At 70.0% G+C, this 19,358-nt stretch carries 17 protein-coding genes and 1 riboswitch; of the genes, 6 read left to right on the top strand and 11 right to left on the bottom strand.

Annotated features, from left to right (window positions below; genetic code table 11):
* Window positions 1-4: 4 nt before the first annotated feature.
* Window positions 5-1,855, bottom strand: coding sequence for a translation elongation factor 4 (gene lepA / locus H5411_RS34415; RefSeq protein WP_101434261.1), 1,851 nt, complete (start codon window positions 1,853-1,855; stop codon window positions 5-7).
* A gap of 116 nt (window positions 1,856-1,971) precedes the next feature.
* Here lepA and H5411_RS34410 point away from each other — a divergent pair, with 116 nt between their 5' ends.
* Window positions 1,972-2,583 carry a class I SAM-dependent methyltransferase gene (locus tag H5411_RS34410; RefSeq protein WP_183126200.1) on the top strand — a complete coding sequence of 204 codons (612 nt, stop codon included), beginning with the start codon at window positions 1,972-1,974 and terminating at the stop codon, window positions 2,581-2,583.
* Here H5411_RS34410 and H5411_RS34405 read toward each other — a convergent pair.
* Together H5411_RS34405 and H5411_RS34400 are read right to left on the bottom strand one after the other, a co-directional pair.
* Window positions 2,580-2,954, bottom strand: coding sequence for a VOC family protein (locus H5411_RS34405; protein ID WP_183126199.1), 375 nt, complete (start codon window positions 2,952-2,954; stop codon window positions 2,580-2,582). The two genes, H5411_RS34410 and H5411_RS34405, sit on opposite strands and share 4 nt — an antisense overlap.
* Window positions 2,955-2,976: 22 nt before the next feature.
* Complete coding sequence (locus tag H5411_RS34400) at window positions 2,977-3,840, bottom strand: DMT family transporter (RefSeq protein ID WP_183126198.1); 864 nt, start codon at window positions 3,838-3,840, stop codon at window positions 2,977-2,979.
* A gap of 415 nt (window positions 3,841-4,255) precedes the next feature.
* On the opposite strand from H5411_RS34400, the gene rpsT reads away from it, so the two are divergent.
* Window positions 4,256-4,516: a 30S ribosomal protein S20 gene (rpsT, locus tag H5411_RS34395; protein ID WP_009081037.1), complete on the top strand. Its 261-nt coding sequence runs from the start codon at window positions 4,256-4,258 to the stop codon at window positions 4,514-4,516.
* A 216-nt stretch (window positions 4,517-4,732) separates the two neighbouring features.
* On the opposite strand, the gene holA is transcribed toward rpsT, so the two are convergent.
* The gene (gene holA, locus H5411_RS34390; protein ID WP_101434257.1) at window positions 4,733-5,704 is read right to left on the bottom strand and encodes a DNA polymerase III subunit delta; all 972 of its coding nucleotides are present in this window, start codon (window positions 5,702-5,704) and stop codon (window positions 4,733-4,735) included.
* 131 nt (window positions 5,705-5,835) lie between these two features.
* A riboswitch (SAM riboswitch) is annotated at window positions 5,836-5,969 on the top strand.
* Between the two features lie 13 nt (window positions 5,970-5,982).
* Here holA and thrC point away from each other — a divergent pair.
* The gene (gene thrC / locus H5411_RS34385; RefSeq protein WP_101434256.1) at window positions 5,983-7,248 is read left to right on the top strand and encodes a threonine synthase; all 1,266 of its coding nucleotides are present in this window, start codon (window positions 5,983-5,985) and stop codon (window positions 7,246-7,248) included.
* Window positions 7,249-7,272: 24 nt separating this feature from the next.
* On the opposite strand, the gene H5411_RS34380 is transcribed toward thrC, so the two are convergent.
* Both H5411_RS34380 and H5411_RS34375 read right to left on the bottom strand, forming a co-directional pair.
* Window positions 7,273-9,651 (bottom strand): ComEC/Rec2 family competence protein, encoded by a 2,379-nt coding sequence (locus tag H5411_RS34380; protein WP_101434255.1) that lies wholly within the window; start codon window positions 9,649-9,651, stop codon window positions 7,273-7,275.
* A complete protein-coding gene (locus tag H5411_RS34375) occupies window positions 9,648-10,676 on the bottom strand; it encodes a ComEA family DNA-binding protein (protein ID WP_376772266.1) in 1,029 nt (342 codons plus the stop codon). Before H5411_RS34375 ends, H5411_RS34380 begins: the two co-directional genes overlap by 4 nt.
* A gap of 937 nt (window positions 10,677-11,613) precedes the next feature.
* Between H5411_RS34375 and H5411_RS49090 the strand changes: the two genes are divergently transcribed.
* Both H5411_RS49090 and H5411_RS34365 read left to right on the top strand, forming a co-directional pair.
* Window positions 11,614-12,537, top strand: coding sequence for a GNAT family N-acetyltransferase (locus H5411_RS49090; protein ID WP_101434254.1), 924 nt, complete (start codon window positions 11,614-11,616; stop codon window positions 12,535-12,537).
* A 136-nt stretch (window positions 12,538-12,673) separates the two neighbouring features.
* Window positions 12,674-13,360 (top strand): DUF3626 domain-containing protein, encoded by a 687-nt coding sequence (locus H5411_RS34365; protein ID WP_101434253.1) that lies wholly within the window; start codon window positions 12,674-12,676, stop codon window positions 13,358-13,360.
* Here H5411_RS34365 and H5411_RS34360 read toward each other — a convergent pair.
* From H5411_RS34360 to nadD, 5 genes are read right to left on the bottom strand one after another with little or no spacing between them, the layout of a single operon-like run.
* Window positions 13,353-14,201, bottom strand: a complete 849-nt coding sequence (locus H5411_RS34360) for a DegV family protein (RefSeq protein ID WP_101434252.1) — start codon at window positions 14,199-14,201, stop codon at window positions 13,353-13,355. The two genes, H5411_RS34365 and H5411_RS34360, sit on opposite strands and share 8 nt — an antisense overlap.
* A 4-nt stretch (window positions 14,202-14,205) precedes the next feature.
* A complete protein-coding gene (gene octT / locus H5411_RS34355; RefSeq protein WP_101434251.1) occupies window positions 14,206-14,934 on the bottom strand; it encodes a diglucosylglycerate octanoyltransferase in 729 nt (242 codons plus the stop codon).
* A gap of 4 nt (window positions 14,935-14,938) precedes the next feature.
* Window positions 14,939-15,553, bottom strand: coding sequence for a histidine phosphatase family protein (locus H5411_RS34350; protein ID WP_101434250.1), 615 nt, complete (start codon window positions 15,551-15,553; stop codon window positions 14,939-14,941).
* Entirely contained in the window at window positions 15,550-15,957 is a 408-nt protein-coding gene (rsfS, locus tag H5411_RS34345; RefSeq protein WP_101434249.1) for a ribosome silencing factor, read from the bottom strand. Before rsfS ends, H5411_RS34350 begins: the two co-directional genes overlap by 4 nt.
* A gap of 44 nt (window positions 15,958-16,001) precedes the next feature.
* On the bottom strand, window positions 16,002-16,601 hold the full coding sequence (gene nadD / locus H5411_RS34340; RefSeq protein ID WP_078560899.1) for a nicotinate-nucleotide adenylyltransferase: 600 nt from the start codon (window positions 16,599-16,601) through the stop codon (window positions 16,002-16,004).
* A gap of 165 nt (window positions 16,602-16,766) precedes the next feature.
* Here nadD and H5411_RS34335 point away from each other — a divergent pair, with 165 nt between their 5' ends.
* Window positions 16,767-18,884: a RecQ family ATP-dependent DNA helicase gene (locus H5411_RS34335; protein WP_183126197.1), complete on the top strand. Its 2,118-nt coding sequence runs from the start codon at window positions 16,767-16,769 to the stop codon at window positions 18,882-18,884.
* The last annotated feature ends 474 nt before the right edge of the window (window positions 18,885-19,358 follow it).

Raw genomic sequence — 19,358 nt, 5'->3', positions numbered from 1 at the left:
TGGACTACTTCTTGTTCTTCCCGTTGTCCTCAGTGGACAGTGCCGCGACAAACGCTTCCTGCGGCACCTCCACCCGGCCGACGGTCTTCATCCGCTTCTTGCCTTCCTTCTGCTTTTCCAGCAGTTTCCGCTTCCGCGAGATGTCACCGCCGTAGCACTTGGCGAGCACGTCCTTGCGGATGGCGCGGATCGTTTCGCGGGCGATGATCCGCGAGCCGATCGCCGCCTGGATCGGCACCTCGAACTGCTGGCGCGGAATCAGCTCGCGCAGACGTGTCGCCATGCGGTTTCCGTACGTGTACGCCGCGTCTTTGTGCACGATCGCGGAGAACGCGTCCACCGTCTCGCCCTGCAGCAGGATGTCGACCTTCACCAGGTCCGCCACCTGCTCGCCGGACTCCTCGTAGTCGAGCGACGCGTAACCGCGCGTGCGGGACTTCAGCGTGTCGAAGAAGTCGAAGATGATCTCCGCCAGCGGGATCGTGTAGCGCAGCTCGACGCGGTCCTCGGACAGGTAGTCCATGCCCAGCAGGGTGCCGCGCTTCGCCTGGCACAGCTCCATGATCGTGCCCACGAACTCCGACGGCGCGAGGATGCTCACCTTCGACACCGGCTCGTGCACCTCGGAGATCTTGAGCCCGCTCGGCCAGTCCGACGGGTTCGTGACGATGACCTCGCTGCGGTCCTCCAGCACCACGCGGTACACCACGTTCGGCGCGGTGGAAATCAGGTCCAGGCCGAACTCGCGCTCCAGCCGGTCCCGGGTGATCTCCAGGTGCAGCAGGCCGAGGAAGCCGCAGCGGAAGCCGAAGCCCAGCGCGACCGACGTCTCCGGCTCGTAGGTCAGCGCGGCGTCGTTGAGCTGGAGCTTCTCCAGCGCCTCGCGCAGCTCCGGGTAGTCCGAACCGTCGACCGGGTACAGCCCGGAGAACACCATCGGCTTCGGTTCGCGGTACCCGGCCAGCGGTTCCGCGGCGCCGTGCCGCTCGGACGTCACGGTGTCGCCGACCTTCGATTGGCGCACGTCCTTCACGCCGGTGATGAGGTAGCCGACCTCGCCGACGCCGAGTCCCTTGCTGGCCTTCGGCTCCGGCGAGATGATGCCGACCTCGAGCAGTTCGTGCGTCGCGCCGGTGGACATCATCTTGATCTTCTCGCGCGGCGTGATCTTGCCGTCCACCACGCGGATGTAGGTGACGACGCCCCGGTAGGTGTCGTACACCGAGTCGAAGATCATCGCGCGGGCGGGCGCGTCCGCGTCGCCCACCGGCGGCGGGACCTGGCGCACGCACTCGTCGAGCAGTTCGGTCACGCCCATGCCGGTCTTCGCCGACACGCGCAGCACGTCGGTGGGCTCGCAGCCGATGATGTGCGCGATCTCGGCCGCGTACTTGTCCGGATCGGCCGAGGGCAGGTCGATCTTGTTCAGCACCGGGATGATGTGCAGGTCGTTGTCGAGCGCCAGATACAGGTTCGCGAGCGTCTGCGCCTCGATCCCCTGCGCGGCGTCGACCAGCAGAATCGCGCCCTCGCACGCCTCGAGCGCCCGCGAAACCTCGTAGGTGAAGTCCACGTGGCCGGGCGTGTCGATCAGGTGCAGGACGTGGTCCTTGCCGTCCACCTGCCACGGCAGCCGGACGTTCTGGGCCTTGATCGTGATGCCGCGTTCCCGCTCGATGTCCATGCGGTCGAGGTACTGCGCGCGCATGGCTCGCTCCTCGACGACGCCGGTGAGCTGCAGCATCCGGTCCGCCAGCGTCGACTTGCCGTGGTCGATGTGGGCGATGATGCAGAAGTTGCGGATCAACTCCGGCGGCGTGAAGGTGGTGTCGGCGAACGTCTTGGGCGCTGTCACTCGGGCTGTCCTCGGGATGGTGGGGGATGTCCGTACCCCATCGTCCCATGGACCTCCGGGTGCGGGTGGGGGTCATCCCCGATGCGGCCCCGCGCGTCTCGTGATGACCTCGAAGCATGACCACTTCACCCTCCCCCTCGCCGCCCGGTCCCGGCGTCCTCGACGCCGCGCTCGACCGTGCCTTCGGCCACCCCAGCGGCCTGCTGGGCAGGCTCGGCGGGAAGCTGATGGCGGCCGGCAACGCCGCGACCGAGCACCGCATCGTCGATCTGGCCCGTCTCGAACCCGACGAAACCGTGCTCGTCATCGGCCCCGGACCAGGGGTCGGCCTCGACGCGGCGAGCAAACTCGCCGGCGAGGTGATCGGCGTCGAACCCTCGGCGGAGATGCGCGACCTCTGCACGGACCGCTGCGGCGACCGCGCCGAGGTGCGCGCGGGCGACGCGGCCCGCACCGGCTGCGCGGACGCGTCCGCGGATGTCGTGCTGACCGTGAACAACGTCCAGCTCTGGGAAGACCGTCCGGCCGGCTTCGCCGAGCTGTTCCGCGTGCTGCGGCCAGGCGGACGGCTGCTGCTCTCGGCGCACGAGAAGTGGCTTCCGGTGACTCGGCACGAGCTGGCCGACGAAGCCGCCGCCGCCGGATTCACCGACCTGCAGACCTGGACCTGGGACCCGCCGGGATTCGCCGCGCTCGCCGCCCAGCTCCGGGCCGTGAAACCGGGCTAGCGCTTGTCTCGGCGCAACGGGTGGTCCTCCGGGACCTCGACGAGCACGATCCGCAGCCCGTCCGGGTCGGCGATCCACGCCTCGTCGGTGCCCCACGGTTCGCGCCGGGCCTCGCGCACCGGCTCGACCCCGCGCCCGGCCAGTTCGGCCAGCGTCGCCGGGAGGTCGCGGACCTGCAGGAACAGATTGACGTCCGGACCGGGCCCGGTCTCGCCGGTGCCGACCACCTCGATCGACCCGCCGCCGGCGAAGAACCGCGTGCCGCCAGGGAACTCGCGCTCGACCGCGAGGCCGAGGACATCGCGGTAGAACGCGGTCGACACCTCGTGGTCGCGGGGGTGGATCAGCACCCGGCTGCTCAGTACGTCCATGGCTCCTGCCTACCCGAGCCGCTCAGGCGACCGCAATCGCAGCGATCCCGGCCAGCACCACGAGCGATCCGGCGAGCCGGCGGACCGCGTTGCGCTCGCGGAGCACGAGCCAGGCGGCGACCCCGCCGAAGACGATCGACAACTCGCGCGCCGGAGCGACGAGGCTGACCGGCGCGATCCGCAGGGCGTACAGGACCAGCAGGTATCCCGCGGGCGAGGCGAGCCCGACGATCAGCACCTCGCGCCGATGGTCCCGCCACAGCCGCGTGATCTCGGACCGGCCGCGGGCGGCGGTCGGCGCCAGCAGGATGCTCTGGCCGATCGCGCCTCCGCCGAAATAGACGAGCGGAGGCACGCCGAGCGACGTCACCGAGTGCGCGTCCCACAGCGTGTATGCCGCGATGACCGTTCCGGTGGCGACGCCGTAGAACACGCCGGCGCGACGGGCCTTCGCGTCGCCGGTGCTGCCGCCGAGACTGATCACCAGGACGCCCGAGACGACCAGGAAGGCGCCGATCAGCCCGAGCACGCCGGGCCGTTCGCCCAGGACCAGAACGGCCACGAGCACCGACACCAGCGGCCCGGTGCCGCGGGCCAGCGGGTAGACGATCGACAGGTCGCCGACCTCGTAACCGCGCTGCAGCACGATTCCGTAGACCACGTGCAGCACCGCGGTGACCAGCGCGGCGAGCAGCCAAGTCCACTGTGGACGTTCGGGTTCGACGGCCAGCGCGACCGCGATCACCGGGAGCATCCCGATCGCCGAAACCGTGTAGTACAGCCAGACGAAGCGCGGACCGCCGCCGGAAACCCGTTTGGCGGCGAGGTTCCACGCGGCGTGCACGACCGCGGCGACGAGGACCATGGCGAGGGCAGTGGTGTTCATCCGGACCCTTTCAGGTTTTCAGCGCACGCTGAAGACCGGGTCCTCCAGGCTTTTGTCCCGTCAGATGAACGGCGAGGCTCGGTGTCCCGCCGAAGGTGCCGCTCGGACCAGGCCCGCCCGCCCTCGTTGTCTGCGCGACCCGCCGTGCGGGACCACGGGCAGGCGACGGAACCCTAGGCACTACCGAAGCCCACCGTAACCGAGCCAGAGCCGGGATGCCGGGCGATCGCGGGCACCAGGGCCCCGCCGGACGCCTCGCCGGGGGCCTCTCCAGCGCCGCGAGCAGGGCTGTTAAGATTTTCGACTGTTGCCGTGCGGCATTCCGTCAGGGAGGAAACCCGGCAGTCCCTCGGGACTGGTCCGGAGCCACACGAACGCGGCAGCGACCTTCACCGAGTGAAAGAGGAACGCCTCCATGGCCAACATCAAGTCGCAGGTCAAGCGCATCACGACGAACGAGAAGGCGCGGCAGCGCAACCTGGCGATCCGGTCCTCGGTGAAGACCGCGATCCGCAAGTTCCGCGAGGCCGCCGAAGCCGGTGACAAGGACAAGGCCCTCGAACTGCAGCGCGACGCCGCTCGCAAGCTCGACAAGGCCGTCACCAAGGGCGTCATCCACGCCAACCAGGCCGCGAACAAGAAGTCGGCTCTCGCGAAGCGCGCGAACCAGCTCTGAGCGCAGTCTTTCCGGAAGGCCCGGCGGCTTCGGCTGCCGGGCCTTTTCCGTGTCCTGGATCGTGGGCCGGTTCAGTCGTTCGGGGCGGCACCGGCTGAACGCAGGGCTCGGCGCCAGTCATGGCCGCAGCCGCCCCGCGCAGCGGTCGCCGGGACATTCGGCACGCAGCGGTTCGAGCGGCCGACGCTCGGCTGAGGCAGTCGCCTGACTAGGACGTCAGCGGTCTCCCTTGGCCGCGACCACGTCGAGGACCGCGCGCTGCAGGGCATAGTTCGAATCGGCCGCCGCGCCCTTGACCTCGGCGTTCAGCCGCGCCACGACGCGCATCGCGGTCGCCAGGCCGTCCTGTCCCCAGCCGCGGGCCTGGCCTTGCGCCTTGCGGATCTTCCACGGCGGCATGCCCAGTTCGCCCGCCATCTGGTTCGGGTTGCCGCGACCGGCCGCGGACACGCGAGCGATCGTGCGGACCGCGTCGGCGAGCGCGTCGGCCACCAGCACGTGCGGGACGCCCAGCTGCATCGCCCACTGCAGCGACTCCATCGCGGCGGCCCGGTCGCCCGCGACGGCTTTCTCCGCGACCGCGAAGCCGGTCACGTCGGCGCGTCCGGTGTGGTAGCGGCGGACTGCCTGCTCGTCGACGACTCCCCCGGTGTCGGCGACCAGCTGCGTCGCCGCCGAGGACAGTTCGCGCAGGTCCGAGCCGACCGAGTCGAGCAGCGCCATCAGGCCCCCGGCGTCGATCTTGCCGCCCGCGCGGCGCACCTCGTTGCGGACGAACGACTCGCGCTCGGCGGGCTTGGTGAGCTTCGGGCATTCGGTGATTTCCGCGCCCGCCTTTTTCAACGCGCCCGGGAGCGCCTTGGCGGCTTTGCTCCGCCCGCCGCCGCTGTGCACGACCACGAGGACGATGCCGTCGGCCGGTGCCTTCGCGTACGCCAGCACCGCGTCGGACAGTTCCTGCGAGATGTCCTGCGCCGACTCCAGAACGATCACGCGCCCCTCGGCGAACAGCGACGGGCTCACCAGCTCGGCCAGCACGGGCGGTGTGAGATCGGACACCCGCATCCGCGTGAGGTCAGCCGTCGGGTCCGCGGCCCTGGCCGCGTCGAGGGAAGCTCGCACAGCCCGTTCGATGAGCAGTTCTTCCTCGCCCGTGACGAGGTGCAGCGGCGCGGGTGCGGTGGTCACCCGGCCATCTTCTCACCCGGCCGCCGGGCCGCCCGCTCCGGTGATGTGGGCCGCCTCCATGGCATGAGCTGATCGCGATGTCGTACGGTGTAGCCGAGGACGCGCCCGGCGGCGCTCCGACAACCGAATACCGCTCATCCAGAGGGGCAGAGGGAACGGCCCGACGAAGCCCCGGCAACCGGCGTACAGCCTGTCATCCCGCGATCGCGGGGTAGCTGACGACCACGGTGCCAATTCCGGCCCGCTTCGGCGGGGCAGATGAGGAAAGGAACCTCGCGATGACTGCAGCCCTCAGCGCCACCTCCGCCAACAAGACGATCGACCTCGGTCCGGCCGTCGAACTGGTGTCGAAGGAAGAAGGGCACCGGCAGCCGCTCGCTCCGGAATTCGTCTCCGTCGAAGACTTCTCGCCCCTCGAGGTCGCCTACGACTTCGGCCGCGTCCGCCGCGAGGACATCGAGGCGGGCCCGCGCAACATCTGGCGTTACAAGCGACTCCTTCCCGTCCCCTCGAACGTCGAGGAGATCCCGAACACCGAACCCGGCTGTACCCGGCTCGTGCGCGCCGACCGGCTCGCGAAGGAGCTCGGCCTCAAGAGCGTCTGGGTCAAGGACGACACCGGGAACCCGACGCACTCGTTCAAGGACCGCGTCGTCGCCGTCGCGCTCGCGGCCGCCCGCGAGTTCGGCTTCGAGGTCCTCGCTTGTCCGTCGACCGGCAACCTGGCCAACGCGACCGCCGCCGCGGCGGCCCGCGCCGGCTGGCGGTCGGTCGTGCTGATCCCGAAGAGCCTCGAGCGCGCGAAGATCCTCACCACCGCGGTCTACGACGGCGACTTGATCGCCGTCGACGGCAACTACGACGACGTGAACCGGCTCGCCACCGAACTGGCCGCCGAGCACCCGAAGTGGGCGTTCGTGAACGTCAACGTCCGCCCGTACTACTCCGAGGGCTCGAAGACGCTCGCCTTCGAGGTCGCCGAGCAGCTCGGCTGGCGCCTCCCCGAGCAGATCGTCGTGCCGATCGCCTCCGGTTCCCAGCTCACCAAGGTGGACAAGGGTTTCCGCGAGCTGGGCCAGCTCGGTCTCGTGGACGCCAGCCCGTACAAGGTGTTCGGCGCACAGGCCACCGGCTGCTCGCCGGTCTCCACCGCGTACCGCAACGGCCACGACGTGGTCCAGCCGGTCAAGCCGGACACCATCGCCCGCTCGCTCGCGATCGGCAACCCGGCCGACGGCCCGTACGTGCTCGACGTGGTCAACCGCACCGGCGGCGCGATCGAGGACGTCACCGACGAAGAGGTCGTCGAAGGCATCCGGCTGCTCGCGCGCACCGAAGGCATCTTCACCGAGACCGCGGGCGGCGTCACCGTGGCGACCGCGAAGAAGCTCGTCGAAACCGGCAAGCTCGACCCGGACGCCGAAACCGTCCTCCTCATCACCGGCGACGGCCTCAAGACCCTCGACGCGGTCGAGAACCACGTCGGCCCGAAGGCCACCGTGCCGCCGTCCGCCGAAGCCGTCGCCAAGGCGCTCGGCTACTGACGCACCGGCCCGGGGTCCGCCGCACTACCGCGGCGGACCCCGCGGCTCGCCCCGGCGCGCGACCGCCGATCCGCTTCCTCCAGGCAGGACGGCGGTGTCCCCGTCCACGTCGGTGCGGGTGACCAGCACTCCCATCGTGCCGAGAACGTCCACTGTGGACTTGCTCGGATGTCCGTATCCGTTGCCCGCGCCGACACTGATCAACGCCGTACGCGGCCGCACCGCCGCGAGGAACTGCGGCAGCGAATACCGCGAACCGTGATGCGGCACCTTCAAGACGTCAGCCCGCAGGTCCACACCCTCGGCGAGAAGATCCGCCTGCGCGGCCAGTTCGACGTCCCCGGTCAGCAAAACCCGGCCAGCCGAGGTTTCGGCGCGCAGGACCACGGAACTGTTGTTGATCATCGTGCCGTCCTGCAGAGCGGGTGCGCGAGTGGTGGCGTAACGCGGACCGAGCACCTCCAGCGACAGCCCCGGCCACTCCAGCCGTTGCCCCTCGCTCAATTGCGCTAGCGGCACGCCTCGACGCCGCGCTTCGCCGGACACCGACTGCCACGCCCATGCCGGAGCACGTCCTGGACCGACCGCGATCGCGCCGACTGCCCGGCCGTCGAATACCGAGGCAAGGCCGCCGATGTGGTCCGCGTGCAGGTGACTCAGCACGAGCAACGGCACCCGATCGACGCCCAGCCTCCGCAGGCATTCGTCGACCGGCCCCGGCTCCGGCCCGGTGTCGACGACCACGGCCCGTCCGGGTTCGGCGGTAGCCAGGACGACCGCATCTCCTTGTCCGACATCGCATTCCACCATCGCCCAGCCGTCCGGCGGCCAGCCAGGAGCCAGGACTTTGGCCGGCACGACCGTCAGCAGCATAACGACCAATCCGATCGCCACCAGCAGCCGGAGCCGGCGAAACCGCGCCGCCACGACGATTACGACCAGCAGGACAGCCGCGCATAGTCCGCCCCACCAGCCACCCGGCCAGGAGAGCGCCGCGCCAGGCGCTCTCGCGCCGTGCCGGGCGACGGTGATCAGCCACCGGGCCTCCGGATCTGCCACCTGGATCAGCAGATGCCCCGCACCTGGCCACCATGGCCCGACGACGGTTGCCAGCACTCCCAGCACGGTCACCGGCGCGACCACCGGTGCCGCGAGGACATTGGTGACAACTGAGACGATGCTGACCGTTCCCGCCATCCCGGCGATGACTGGCGCGGTGACGACGAACGCGGCCAGCGGCACGGCGAGGCCTTCGGCGTAACCGGGAGGAACTCCCCTTCGTACCAGCGAATCCGCCCAGCGCGGCGCGAGCAGCACCAGGCCTGCCGTTGCGAGAACCGAAAGCGCGAAACCGAAATTTCCCGCCATAGTCGGGTCCCATGCCACCAGTACGCACACCGCGAAGGCCAACGCGGGCAACGCTGAACCACGCCGTCCGAGTGCCAGCGCGAGCAAGCCGATGCCGCCCATGACGCCAGCCCGCACGACGCTCGGTTCAGGACCGACCAGGACGAGGAAACCTGCCAAGCTGCTCCCAGCCGCTGCGGCGGAAAGTCTCGGTCCAGCACGGACCAATCGGCACAGCAGGAGGACGGCTCCGCCGATGATGACAAGGTTTCCGCCGCTCACTGCCATCAAGTGGGTGAGCCCGGAGGCCTTGAACTCCTCCTCGACTCGTTGCGGCAACGCGCTCGTGTCGCCGAGGACCAGTCCAGGCAGGAGGCCCGCTGGTTCCTCCGGCAGGATCGCGCACAGCGAATGCAAACTGTTCCGCAGGACTGCGGCGGCGCGCTGCCACCACGGTGCTGGCCCGACGTCGGCTGGCGCCGCGCGGACGGAGAGTACTGCGGCGGTCAACTCGCCGCCGCGTGCGGGCATGAGGCGACCGGACGTCGTAACTTCCTGGCCGGGCAGCAGGCCGCTCCATCCCGCGACCGGTGCCAGCAACAGCACCCTGCCGGTCGACTCGACGGGACGACCGTCCACTGTGGCCGTTGTGACTCGTGCGGGAATCGCCACCGATCGGGTACCTGCCTGCTGATCGGCGTAACCGGCTTGGTGGATCGGCCGTGGGCGCTCGCTGATCTCGACCCGCAGCGCCGCTGTGCCGCCATGTACGGCAGCGGATCCCAGCGGGTCGGCTGCCGCGTCGTGGATGCGCAGGGCGGTGGGTACTGCTGCCACGAGCCCTACCAGCAGCAGCGCTCCCCCGACACCGACATATCTGGTGCGGCCGCGCACCAGAAGCACAGTGGCGCAGATGATCGCTACCGCACCGACCAGGGTCGCGACCCACCAGCCAAGGTGCAGTCCGGCGAGGGTGGCCGCCCATCCGGCGACAGCAGCGGGGACGAGGCGGAAATCGTGGTCCCGCCGCGACTTTTCCTCGGTGTCCAGTTTCATCCGACGGTCACCTGCTCGCGGAGCTTTTCGAATTTGCTCTGGCCGATCCCGTCAACGTCGCGGAGTTGTTCGACGCTCGAGAATCCGCCGTGCTGGGTACGCCAGTCGGTGATGCGCCGCGCGGTGACCTCGCCGACGCCTGGGAGGCTGTCGAGTTGTTCGGCGGTCGCGGAGTTCAGGTCGATTTTGCTGGGCGCGGCTCCTGAGCCGACCGGTGCCGATTGGGCGGCTGGGACACCGACTGCCAACTGTTCGCCGTCGGTGAGTTTGCGGGCGAGGTTCAGCGCGGTCAGATCGACGCCGGGGTCGGCACCGCCGGCTGCGCGGAGGGCGTCGGCGACGCGGGAGCCCGACGGCACGGTGACGAGTCCTGGCGAACGTACGTGGCCGACTACGCTGATTACCAGGTTCTCGTTGGCTTTCGACGCGTGCGGCACTTGCGCCCGGGCGGTTGGGAGCGGCGGAGCGATCTCTGCTGCGGGTGAGCGGCCGAAGATTGCCAGGCCGCCAGCGATGACGGCGGTGGCGGCCAGCAAGGCCAGGGCGAAGATCATTCCTCGGCGGCCTAGGAAGCCGGTCAGGCCAGTTGAGCCGGGGAGCCAGCGGCGGGCCAGGCGGTGTTCGGTGTGTTCCGGCAGCCAGCTGCGGACCAGTTTGCCGCCGGGCAAGGGGCTTTCCGGTGGTTCGGGGTTGTCGGCAAGTGCGGACAGCCGGGCTTTGAGGCCCGTCGGCCGGGAGAGCGGCATACCGTCCGCGGCGGGTGCCACCTGGCCGTCCAGTAGCGGTGAACTGTCGGCAATTGCAGACAGCCGCGACTTCCGCCCCGTGGTGCGCGAGTCTGGTGCCCCGCCGTCCGCGCCTCTCAGCAGACGATTGTCAGCGGCTGCAGACAGCTGAGGTGTCCGACGCGTGGTTCGCGAGACCGGTGCCCCTCCATCCGCGCCTGCCAACAGACGACTGTCAGCCTCTGCCGACAGCCACGATTTCCTGCCCGTTGTGCGCGAGCCCGGTGCCTGGCCGTCCACGCCTGCCAACAGATGACTGTCAGCGGCTGCAGACAGCCGAGGGCTCCGACCCGTGGTGCGCGAAGCCGGTGCCCCGCCGTCTGCAACTGCCGACAGAGGCCTCTCAGCACCTGCCGACAGCCGCGATTTCCGCCCCGTGGTGCGCGAGTGCGGCGTTGAGTCGGATGCCGGGCCGTCTGCGCCTGGCGACAGCCGACCTTTCAAGCCCGCCGACCGTGGGAGCGGCATCGAGCCGAGCGGCCGGTCGTTCGCAGCGCCGTCCGCAGTCGCCGCCAAACTGCTCGCCACTTCATCCCACTGGCCGCCCAGAAGCGGTGAACTGTCAGCAACTGGAGACAGCCTTGCTTTCCGGCCCGGTACCGAGTCAGGAGCCGCGCCGTCTGTGCCTGTCTGCAGGTGGCTGTCGGCACCCGCAGACAGTCGATGTTTCGAACCCTCGCCCCGGGTCCGCGAAGCCGAATCTCCGCCAGGCAGCTCCGCGCCCGCGTCCAGGTCGCTGTCTGCACCTGCCGACAACCGATCCGCCTCGCCCGCCCCGCTGCTGCGCACTGATCGGCCCGGCCCGCCAAGGGGCAGCCAGCGGCGTGCCGACCCGCTGCCGGGTCCGGCGAGGTGCGGGGCCGCGGCCAGCTGGTCGGCCAGCCAGGTGAGCCTGACGGTGACGGGAGTGCCCTGGTCTCGGGCGGAGTGCTCGAACACACGATCGACGCTAGGCGTCGGCCGGTCCGGCGGCGAGGGGGTTCCGCGCGATCTGTGGACAACCCGCCCCTTGGGGACAGTTCGGCCGTTACGGCCCGAGACGCGGCGGAGTTTGTCGGGGTGCGCGGTCATACTGGCGGGTTTGGCCTGCTGCGCTGGCGATCGAAAAGCGTTCGCGTCCGCTGCAATCGTCCGCTAGATCTGGTAGTCAGCCGTTGAACGGGGGCATGCCGTAGCTGTGGACCACGCCGAACTGACCTTCCGCCCGATCTCTGGGCCGCAAGAACTCGATCTCTTCTGCCAGCTCACCTACGGGCTCGACCACGAACTCGCCGACGACCTCGCCACCGGCCGACGCAGGCCGGAGTGGTTGTGGGTCGCGCTTCGCGGCGGAGAACTCGTCGCCAGGGCCGCGTGGTGGGGGCGGGCTGAGGAACCTGTCCCGTTTCTGCTGGACTTTTTCGATGTCGAGGACGTGACCATCGGCGCGCGGCTGCTCCGGACCGCGACGGCGGAGATTCTGCCCGCGGGCACTCGACCCCCGGTCTACAACCGGATAATTCCCGTTGACTGGCGCGAAAAAGCCGCGACCCGGAGCGTGGTCGAAGACCGGATGGCCGCGCTCGAACAGAACGGTGCTCACCTGCTCGCCGAGCGGCTGCGCTTCGAGTGGCGGCCAGGGATTCCGGTCGCCCCGCCGCGAAACCGGCTGGTCTTCCGGAAGATCCGCGACGAGAACGAGATCCTCGACCTGATGACCCGGGTCCTGAACGGGACCCTCGACGCCCACAGCCGTGACGATCTGACCCGGATGTCCGCTCGTGAAGCGGCAATCCGCCATTACCAGGACGAATTGGCGCACTACCGCAGTCCTCGGGATTGGTGGCGAGTCGCCACTCTGCCCGACGGCACGCCGGTCGGATTCGTCACGCCGGCACGCAATGACTACCACCCGGTCATCGGCTATCTGGCCGTCCTGCCCGAACATCGCGGCAACGGCTACATCGAAGACATTCTCGCCGAGGGCACCCGAATCCTTGCTGCGGAACAGGTTCCTCGTATCCGGGCGGCGACGGACCTCGGCAACGTCCCGATGGCGAACGCGTTCCGGCGCGCCGGGTACGTCAACTTCGAGCGCACGATCACGATGTCCTGGCCGTGATCCGAGTGGAGCCTGGGGAACGCGCGGTCGCCCATGTCGCCGGGTTGGCGGCTGGCGGGCCAGCGGATCCGTCATGACGGGTCACGCTGCATTTCCACCCGGATCGGCTGGTCGACGGGTGCCGATCCTGGAGTGCATGGCGCGGGACGGCCGGTACCGCTCGCAGTTCGAGACCGGCGTCAGCAACGGCGGGCTGACCGCGCATCCGGGCGTAGACCGCTGGCGCTGGGAAAGCCGGTTGTTCGCGGGCGCCTACGACGAGGCCGCACCGGAGCACCGGCCGAAATACGGGTCGCTGAATTTCCGCGGCCGGAAGACAGGCGGCTCGCCGCGGTTCGGTTCGGCGCATCTGCGACTCGCCCGGCACACCATGTCCCGCACCACTTTCACCTATCCCGACAGTTTCTTCGAGCCGACGGCGTTCGGCGTCGAGGATCGACTGTCTGCGCTGGTCGCAGCCGCGGAGGCTGACGACAAAGACTTGCTGGACGACTACATCGAGGCGCAGGTGCACGGAGAGGTGGACCTGGCTCGGGACGTCGAAGCACTCGTACTCGATCCGTCCTATCGAGGAACGGAAATCGAAGCGACGGCCCGGAAACTGGGCAGGGTCGAATGGCACGAAGGGTTCCGGCTCACCACTGGAGAACTGCTTCGGCACCCCGACTACCGCGGACCGAAGTTCACCGCGCTCGGTGCCGAACTGGCCGAGGACGGACATCTCGACCCACGGATACTGGGGAAAGCGGCTGGCCACGGCGAGCAAGCTCTCAAGCGCGTCTGGCACCTGCTCGCGCGGTTCGGCAACCAGGAACTCAGCTAGCGCGCTGCACGACCACGCCGAGCACGCCGGGACCAGTGTGCGCGCCGATGACCGCGCCGATCTCCGACACCACGCATCCCCCGGCGCACCCCGGGATCGCTTCCTCGAGCCGGTTCGCCAATTCGACGGCCCGCTCCGGCGAGGCGAGATGGTGCACCGCCAGCTCGACCGGTCCGGTGCCCGCCGCCTGCACGGACAGCTCGACCAAGCGCCCGATCGCGCGGTTCATCGTGCGCACCTTCTCCAGCGGCAAAATCCGGCCGTCGGACATGTGCAGCACCGGTTTCACCGCCAGCGCGGTGCCGAGCAACGCCGCGGCCGAGCCGATCCTGCCACCGCGACGCAGGTGCTCCAGCGTCTCGACCACGAACAACGTTGACGACCGTTCGGCCGCTTTCGTTGCTGCCGCTTCGACTTCGGCGGGGCTGGCTCCGGAAGCGGCGGCGTCCGCGGCGTGCAGGGCAGCGAAGCCCAGACCCATCGCCGTAGTGCGGGAATCGACGACGCGGACCCGGTCGGAACCGACTTCTTCCGCTGCCAGCACGGCGGCTTCCCACGTGCCGGACAGTTCGCTCGACAGGTGCACCGAGACGACCGCGTCCGCGCCCGCGTCGAGAGCGGCCCGGAATTCGGTGACGAACTCGGCTGGAGTGGGCCGGGAAGTCGTGACGATCTTCCGCTCCCCCAGCGCTTCCGCGAGCGCGGCGGGACCCATTTCGACGCCGTCGAGCGAGCACACGCCTTCCACGAGGACGTGCAGGGGCACCACGCGCACCGAGTGCCGCTCGGCGAAGCCTTCGGGCAGGTGCGCGGTGGAATCCGTGACCACGGCGACCGACACGTCGTCAGCCTACGTTGCCAGGGCCGAGGTGCGGCGCAACGAGCTTCGCCATGGCGGTGCCGACAGCTTCGTGTCCCGCCCATCCCCAGTGCATGCCGTCGGGATTTCCCGCGCCGCTCAAGACATGTTCGCCAACCACGCCGGGCGTGTCGAGCAACGGCACTTCGCATCGCGCGGCCCACGAAGCGATCGCGGCGGCTGCTTCGGCGCGTCCCGTGTGTACGCGCCCGTACGCGTCAGCGCGGTGCACTGAAGGCAGCATTCCGAACACAGGCAACTCAGGCCGCAACGCGCGCAACGCTTCGACGGACTGGTCCAAGTAGCTCACGCTCAGCCGCGCAGGAAGCACGCGAGGACGTCCGCGCATCACGACAGACAGCCGTGGCTGCGCAGCGAGATAGGCACCGCGTACAACGCGACGCACGCCGTCGGGGCGAAGGTAGCGAAGTCCTTGACGCAAGTACGTCGGCAGCGGCGACGGCAGTGTGTCCATGTGGCCGACAGCGAGCACGACGGCGTCGACACGGCGCAGATCCGCCCACACGCGCGGGTCGCCGGTGAGCGACCACCACAGGTCGCGCGCGGTCCAGCCGATGCCGGCGACGAGGTCGGCTTTTCCGGACAACGCGTTCGCGGCGACGTTGGGCCACAGACGCGGATCGTCGGCCGCGCAAGGGCCTTCAGGGCCGTGGAAACAGAGTGAATCGCCGAAGACGAGCAGCTGCGGGCTCATCGGGTCAGCCGGTGATGCCCGCGTTGTACGCGTGCAACCGCCACTTCCCGTCGCGGTGGCCGAGGTCGACCCAGTGGCAGTTCATGATCCCGCCGAGCGACGGCCAGACCTCGACCGGAAGGCCGAGCAGCTTGGCGGTCAGCGCGAGGATCAAGCCGCCGTGCGAGGCGAGCAGGACCGACTCCCCGGCGTCGGAGTTCGGCTGCATCAGGTCGTCGACCACCTCGGCGGCGCGTTCGGCCACCTCGACCCGGGACTCGCCGCCCGGCGGGGCCCACGCGGCGTTGGTGCGCCAAAGCTCCCGGTCGCCCGGGTAGCCCTCGTCGACCTCGGCGCCGGTCAGGCCCTGCCATTCGCCGAGGTGGGTCTCGCGCAGCCGCTTGTCGATCTGCAGCGGCACGCCGATCGCCTCGGTGAGCACGGTCGCGGTGTCGGTGGCGCGGCGCAGGTCGGACGCGATCACCAGCTCCGGCGCGAACCGCGCGAGCGCGGGCACGGCGAAGCGCGCCTGGTTCCAGCCAACCGGGGTCAGGGCCGAATCGAGGTGTCCCTGCATGCGGCCGGCGGCGTTGTAGTCCGTCTCGCCGTGCCGCCAGAGCAGCAGCCGCCGCGGGCTCACGCCTCCGGACCGTCCGCGTCGCCGGTGTCGTTCGCGGGAACCGTCGCCAGCCCTTCGACCTCGATCCGCGGGCAGTCCTTCCACAGCCGCTCGAGGCCGTAGAACGAGCGCTCGTCGGCGTGCTGGACGTGGACGACGACGTCGACGTAATCGAGCAGCACCCAGCGGCCCTCGCGCGCGCCTTCGCGCCGGACCGGCTTGTGCCCCTCGATGCGGAGCTTCTCCTCCACGTTGTCGACGATCGCGCCGACCTGCCGCTCGTTGGCCGCGGACGCGATCACGAACGCGTCGGTGATCACGAGCTGCTCGGACACGTCGAGGACGACCACGTCGGTGGCCAGCTTGTCCGCCGCCGCGTGCGCGGCCGCCACCGCCAGGTCCCGTGCCTCGGACGTCGCTGCCACAGTGCTCCTTCAGATTCGGGGTACGCCCGGACGAGGGTACCCGGTCAGGCCTCGGCGTCCTTGCGGTAGAGGTCCTTCTTGGCGATGTAGCGCACAACGCCGTCGGGCACGAGGTACCAGACCGGCTCGCCGCGCTCGACGCGCTCGCGGCATCCGGTGGACGAGATGGCCATGGCGGTGACCTCGACCAGGCTCACCTTGCCGCTGGGCAGATGGTGCGAATTGAGCCGATAGCCCGGTCGGGTGACGCCGATGAAATGCGCGAAGTCGAACAGCTCGTCGGCCTTGTGCCAGGTGAGGATCTGCTCGAGCGCGTCGGCCCCGGTGATGAAGAACAGCTCGTCGTCCGGGTACTCCTCGTGCAGGTCCCGCAGCGTGTCGACGGTGTAGGTCTGCCCGCCGCGGTCGATGTCGACCCGGCTCACCGAGAAGACCGGGTTGGACGCGGTGGCGATGACCGTCATCAGGTAGCGGTCCTCGGCGCGCGTGACGCGGCGGCCGGACTTCTGCCACGGCTGCCCGGTCGGCACGAAGATGACCTCGTCGAGCGCGAACCGCGACTGGACCTCGCTGGCCGCGACGAGGTGGCCGTGGTGCACGGGGTCGAAGGTGCCGCCCATGACCCCGATCCGGCGTGGTGACATAGCCGGTGAGCCTATACGCGCGGGCACGCGAGGGCTTCCCGTCGCGGCTGCGACCTAGGTTACTGTTGTGACATGAGTCACATAACTCTGCGTTTCCGGCCGGAAACTGTCCGTTCCGGTCCGGGCGGCTCCGGGATTGTCGGGGGCATGGGGTAGACCGGGGGCGTGGACACCACCGATACCACCCCAGCCCTCCGGACCCGCGCGGAGACCCTGCTCCGCGCGCTCGCCGGAGACGACGCCGCCCTCCGAGAGGACCAGTGGACCGCCATCGAGGCACTGGTCGCGCACCACCGGCGCGCGCTCGTCGTGCAGCGCACCGGCTGGGGGAAGTCGGCCGTGTACTTCCTGGCCACCGCGCTGCTGCGGGAACAGGGAGCGGGGCCGACGGTCATTGTGTCGCCGCTGCTCGCCCTGATGCGCAACCAGATCTCCGCCGCCGCCAGGGCGGGGATCCACGCGGCCACCATCAACTCGGCGAACGCGCAGGAGTGGGACCAAGTCCAGGCGTCGGTGGCCGCGGGCGAGGTGGACGTGCTGCTGGTCAGCCCGGAGCGGCTCAACAACCCGGACTTCCGCGACAGCGTGCTGCCGAAGCTCACCGCCAGCGCCGGCCTGCTCGTGGTGGACGAGGCGCACTGCATTTCCGACTGGGGCCACGACTTCCGGCCGGACTACCGGCGGCTGCGCACGCTGCTGGGCGACCTGCCGGAAGGCGTGCCGGTGCTGGCCACCACCGCGACCGCGAACGACCGGGTAGCCACGGACGTCGCCGAGCAGCTCGGCATCGGCGGCGAGACGGACACGCTCGTCCTGCGCGGCCCGCTCGACCGGGAAAGCCTGCGGCTGGCCGTGGCCGAACTCCCCAGCGACGAGGCGCGGCTGGCCTGGCTCGCCGAGCACCTGGCGGAGCTGCCGGGGTCGGGAATCATCTACACGCTCACCGTCGCCGCCGCGCACGACGTCGCCGCGTTGCTGTCCGACCGCGGCTATCCGGTGGCCGCCTACACCGGGAAGACCGATCCGGCCGACCGCCAGGCCGCAGAGGACGACCTGCTGGCCAACCGGGTTAAGGCGCTGGTGGCGACGTCGGCGCTCGGAATGGGATTCGACAAGCCGGACCTCGGGTTCGTGGTGCACCTGGGCGCACCGTCGTCGCCGATCGCCTACTACCAGCAGGTCGGCCGTGCCGGACGCGGCGTCGAGCGGGCCGAGGTGGTGCTGCTGCCCGGACGGGAGGACAAGGCGATCTGGGCGTACTTCGGGTCGCTGGCATTCCCGGACGAACTGCGCGTCACGCAGGTGCTCAACGCGCTCGCGTACGCCGACCGTCCACTTTCGACAGCCGCGCTCGAGCCGTCGGTCGAGCTTTCCCGGTCGAGGCTGGAGATGGTGCTGAAAGTGCTCGATGTGGACGGTGCGGTGCGCCGGGTGCGCGGCGGATGGGAAAGCACCGGGCAGCCGTGGGAGTACGACCGGGAACGGTACGAACGCGTCGGTGTCGCGCGGGCGGCGGAGCAAGAGGCGATGCTCGGGTACATCCGCACGACCGGGTGCCGGATGGAGTATCTGCGGCGGCAACTGGACGACCCGGAGGCGGCGCCGTGCGGCCGGTGCGACAACTGCACCGGGGAGCACTGGAGCACGGCGGTGTCCGAGGAAGTCACGGGCGCCACGAGGGAACGGCTGGACCGGCCCGGCGTCGAGGTCGCGCCGCGCAAACAGTGGCCGAGCGGGATGAGCGGGCTCGACGTGCCGCTGTCGGGCCGGATCAAAGCGGGCGAACAGGCCGAGCCGGGGCAGGTGCTGGGCCGGCTCACGGACGTCGGCTGGGGCGGGCGGCTGCGCGAACTGCTCGGCCCGGGCGCGAAGGACGCGGAGGTCCCCGACTCGGTCTTCGACGCGTGTGTGAAGGTGCTCGCGGGCTGGCAGTGGGCGCAACGTCCGGTGGCGGTGGTGGCGATCCCGTCGGCGACGCGGCCGCAACTGGTGGACAGCCTCGCGCTGCGACTCGCGGCGATCGGACGGCTGGACTATCTGGGCGAACTCGCCTCGGCCGGACCGCCGCCCCGGCAGGCGAACAGCGCACAGCGGCTGGCCGATTTGTGGCGGAGGCTGAGCCTGCCGGAGGACGTGGCGGCGAGCGTCGCGCAGTGCCGCGGTCCGGTGCTGCTGGTGGACGACCTGATCGACACCGGCTGGACGATGACCCTGGCGGCGCGGCTGCTGCGCCAGGCCGGCGCGGAGGGGGTGTTGCCGTTCGCGTTGGCGACCACTGCCTGAGGTTGTGCTGGAGCTTGGCGGCTGGGCGGGAGCGGCTGGGGTCGGCAGTTGGTTGGCTTGCGGCCGGTTGGTGGTCGCTGCCGTCGACTGGCGGCCAGTTGGTGGCCGCTGGCATCGGCTGGCGGCTGGTTGGCTGACGGCCACTTGGTGGCGGCTGGCTGGCAGTTGCCACGGCCCAGGGCAGTTAGGTGAGCTGGCCGGGGCTTGTGCACGACGCGCCGTCCAGGCGGGCATGCGACAAGCAGGAGTCGAGGCATGGCGAAGACCGCCGGGGTGAGGCCAATGCTGCTGGGCTGATCCGGTCCGCGACGTGGTCGCTGCGTCGGTGACGGCGCTGCGGGCCCCGCGGGGCGGCGCGCCCGACGCGCGCCCTGGGACTGCGGTCTGCCCTGCGCTCCCGAGGTGACCGCATGTCCGCGGGATGCCGAACCGCGACGAGGAGGTTCTTGCCGAGCGCCATCTCACCGTTCTCGG

The sequence above is a fragment of the Amycolatopsis echigonensis genome (assembly GCF_014174495.1).
Lineage (GTDB): Bacteria > Actinomycetota > Actinomycetes > Mycobacteriales > Pseudonocardiaceae > Amycolatopsis > Amycolatopsis echigonensis.
The sequence above is the reverse complement of the archived record's forward strand: the minus strand, read 5'-3'. Positions and strand labels throughout refer to the sequence as shown.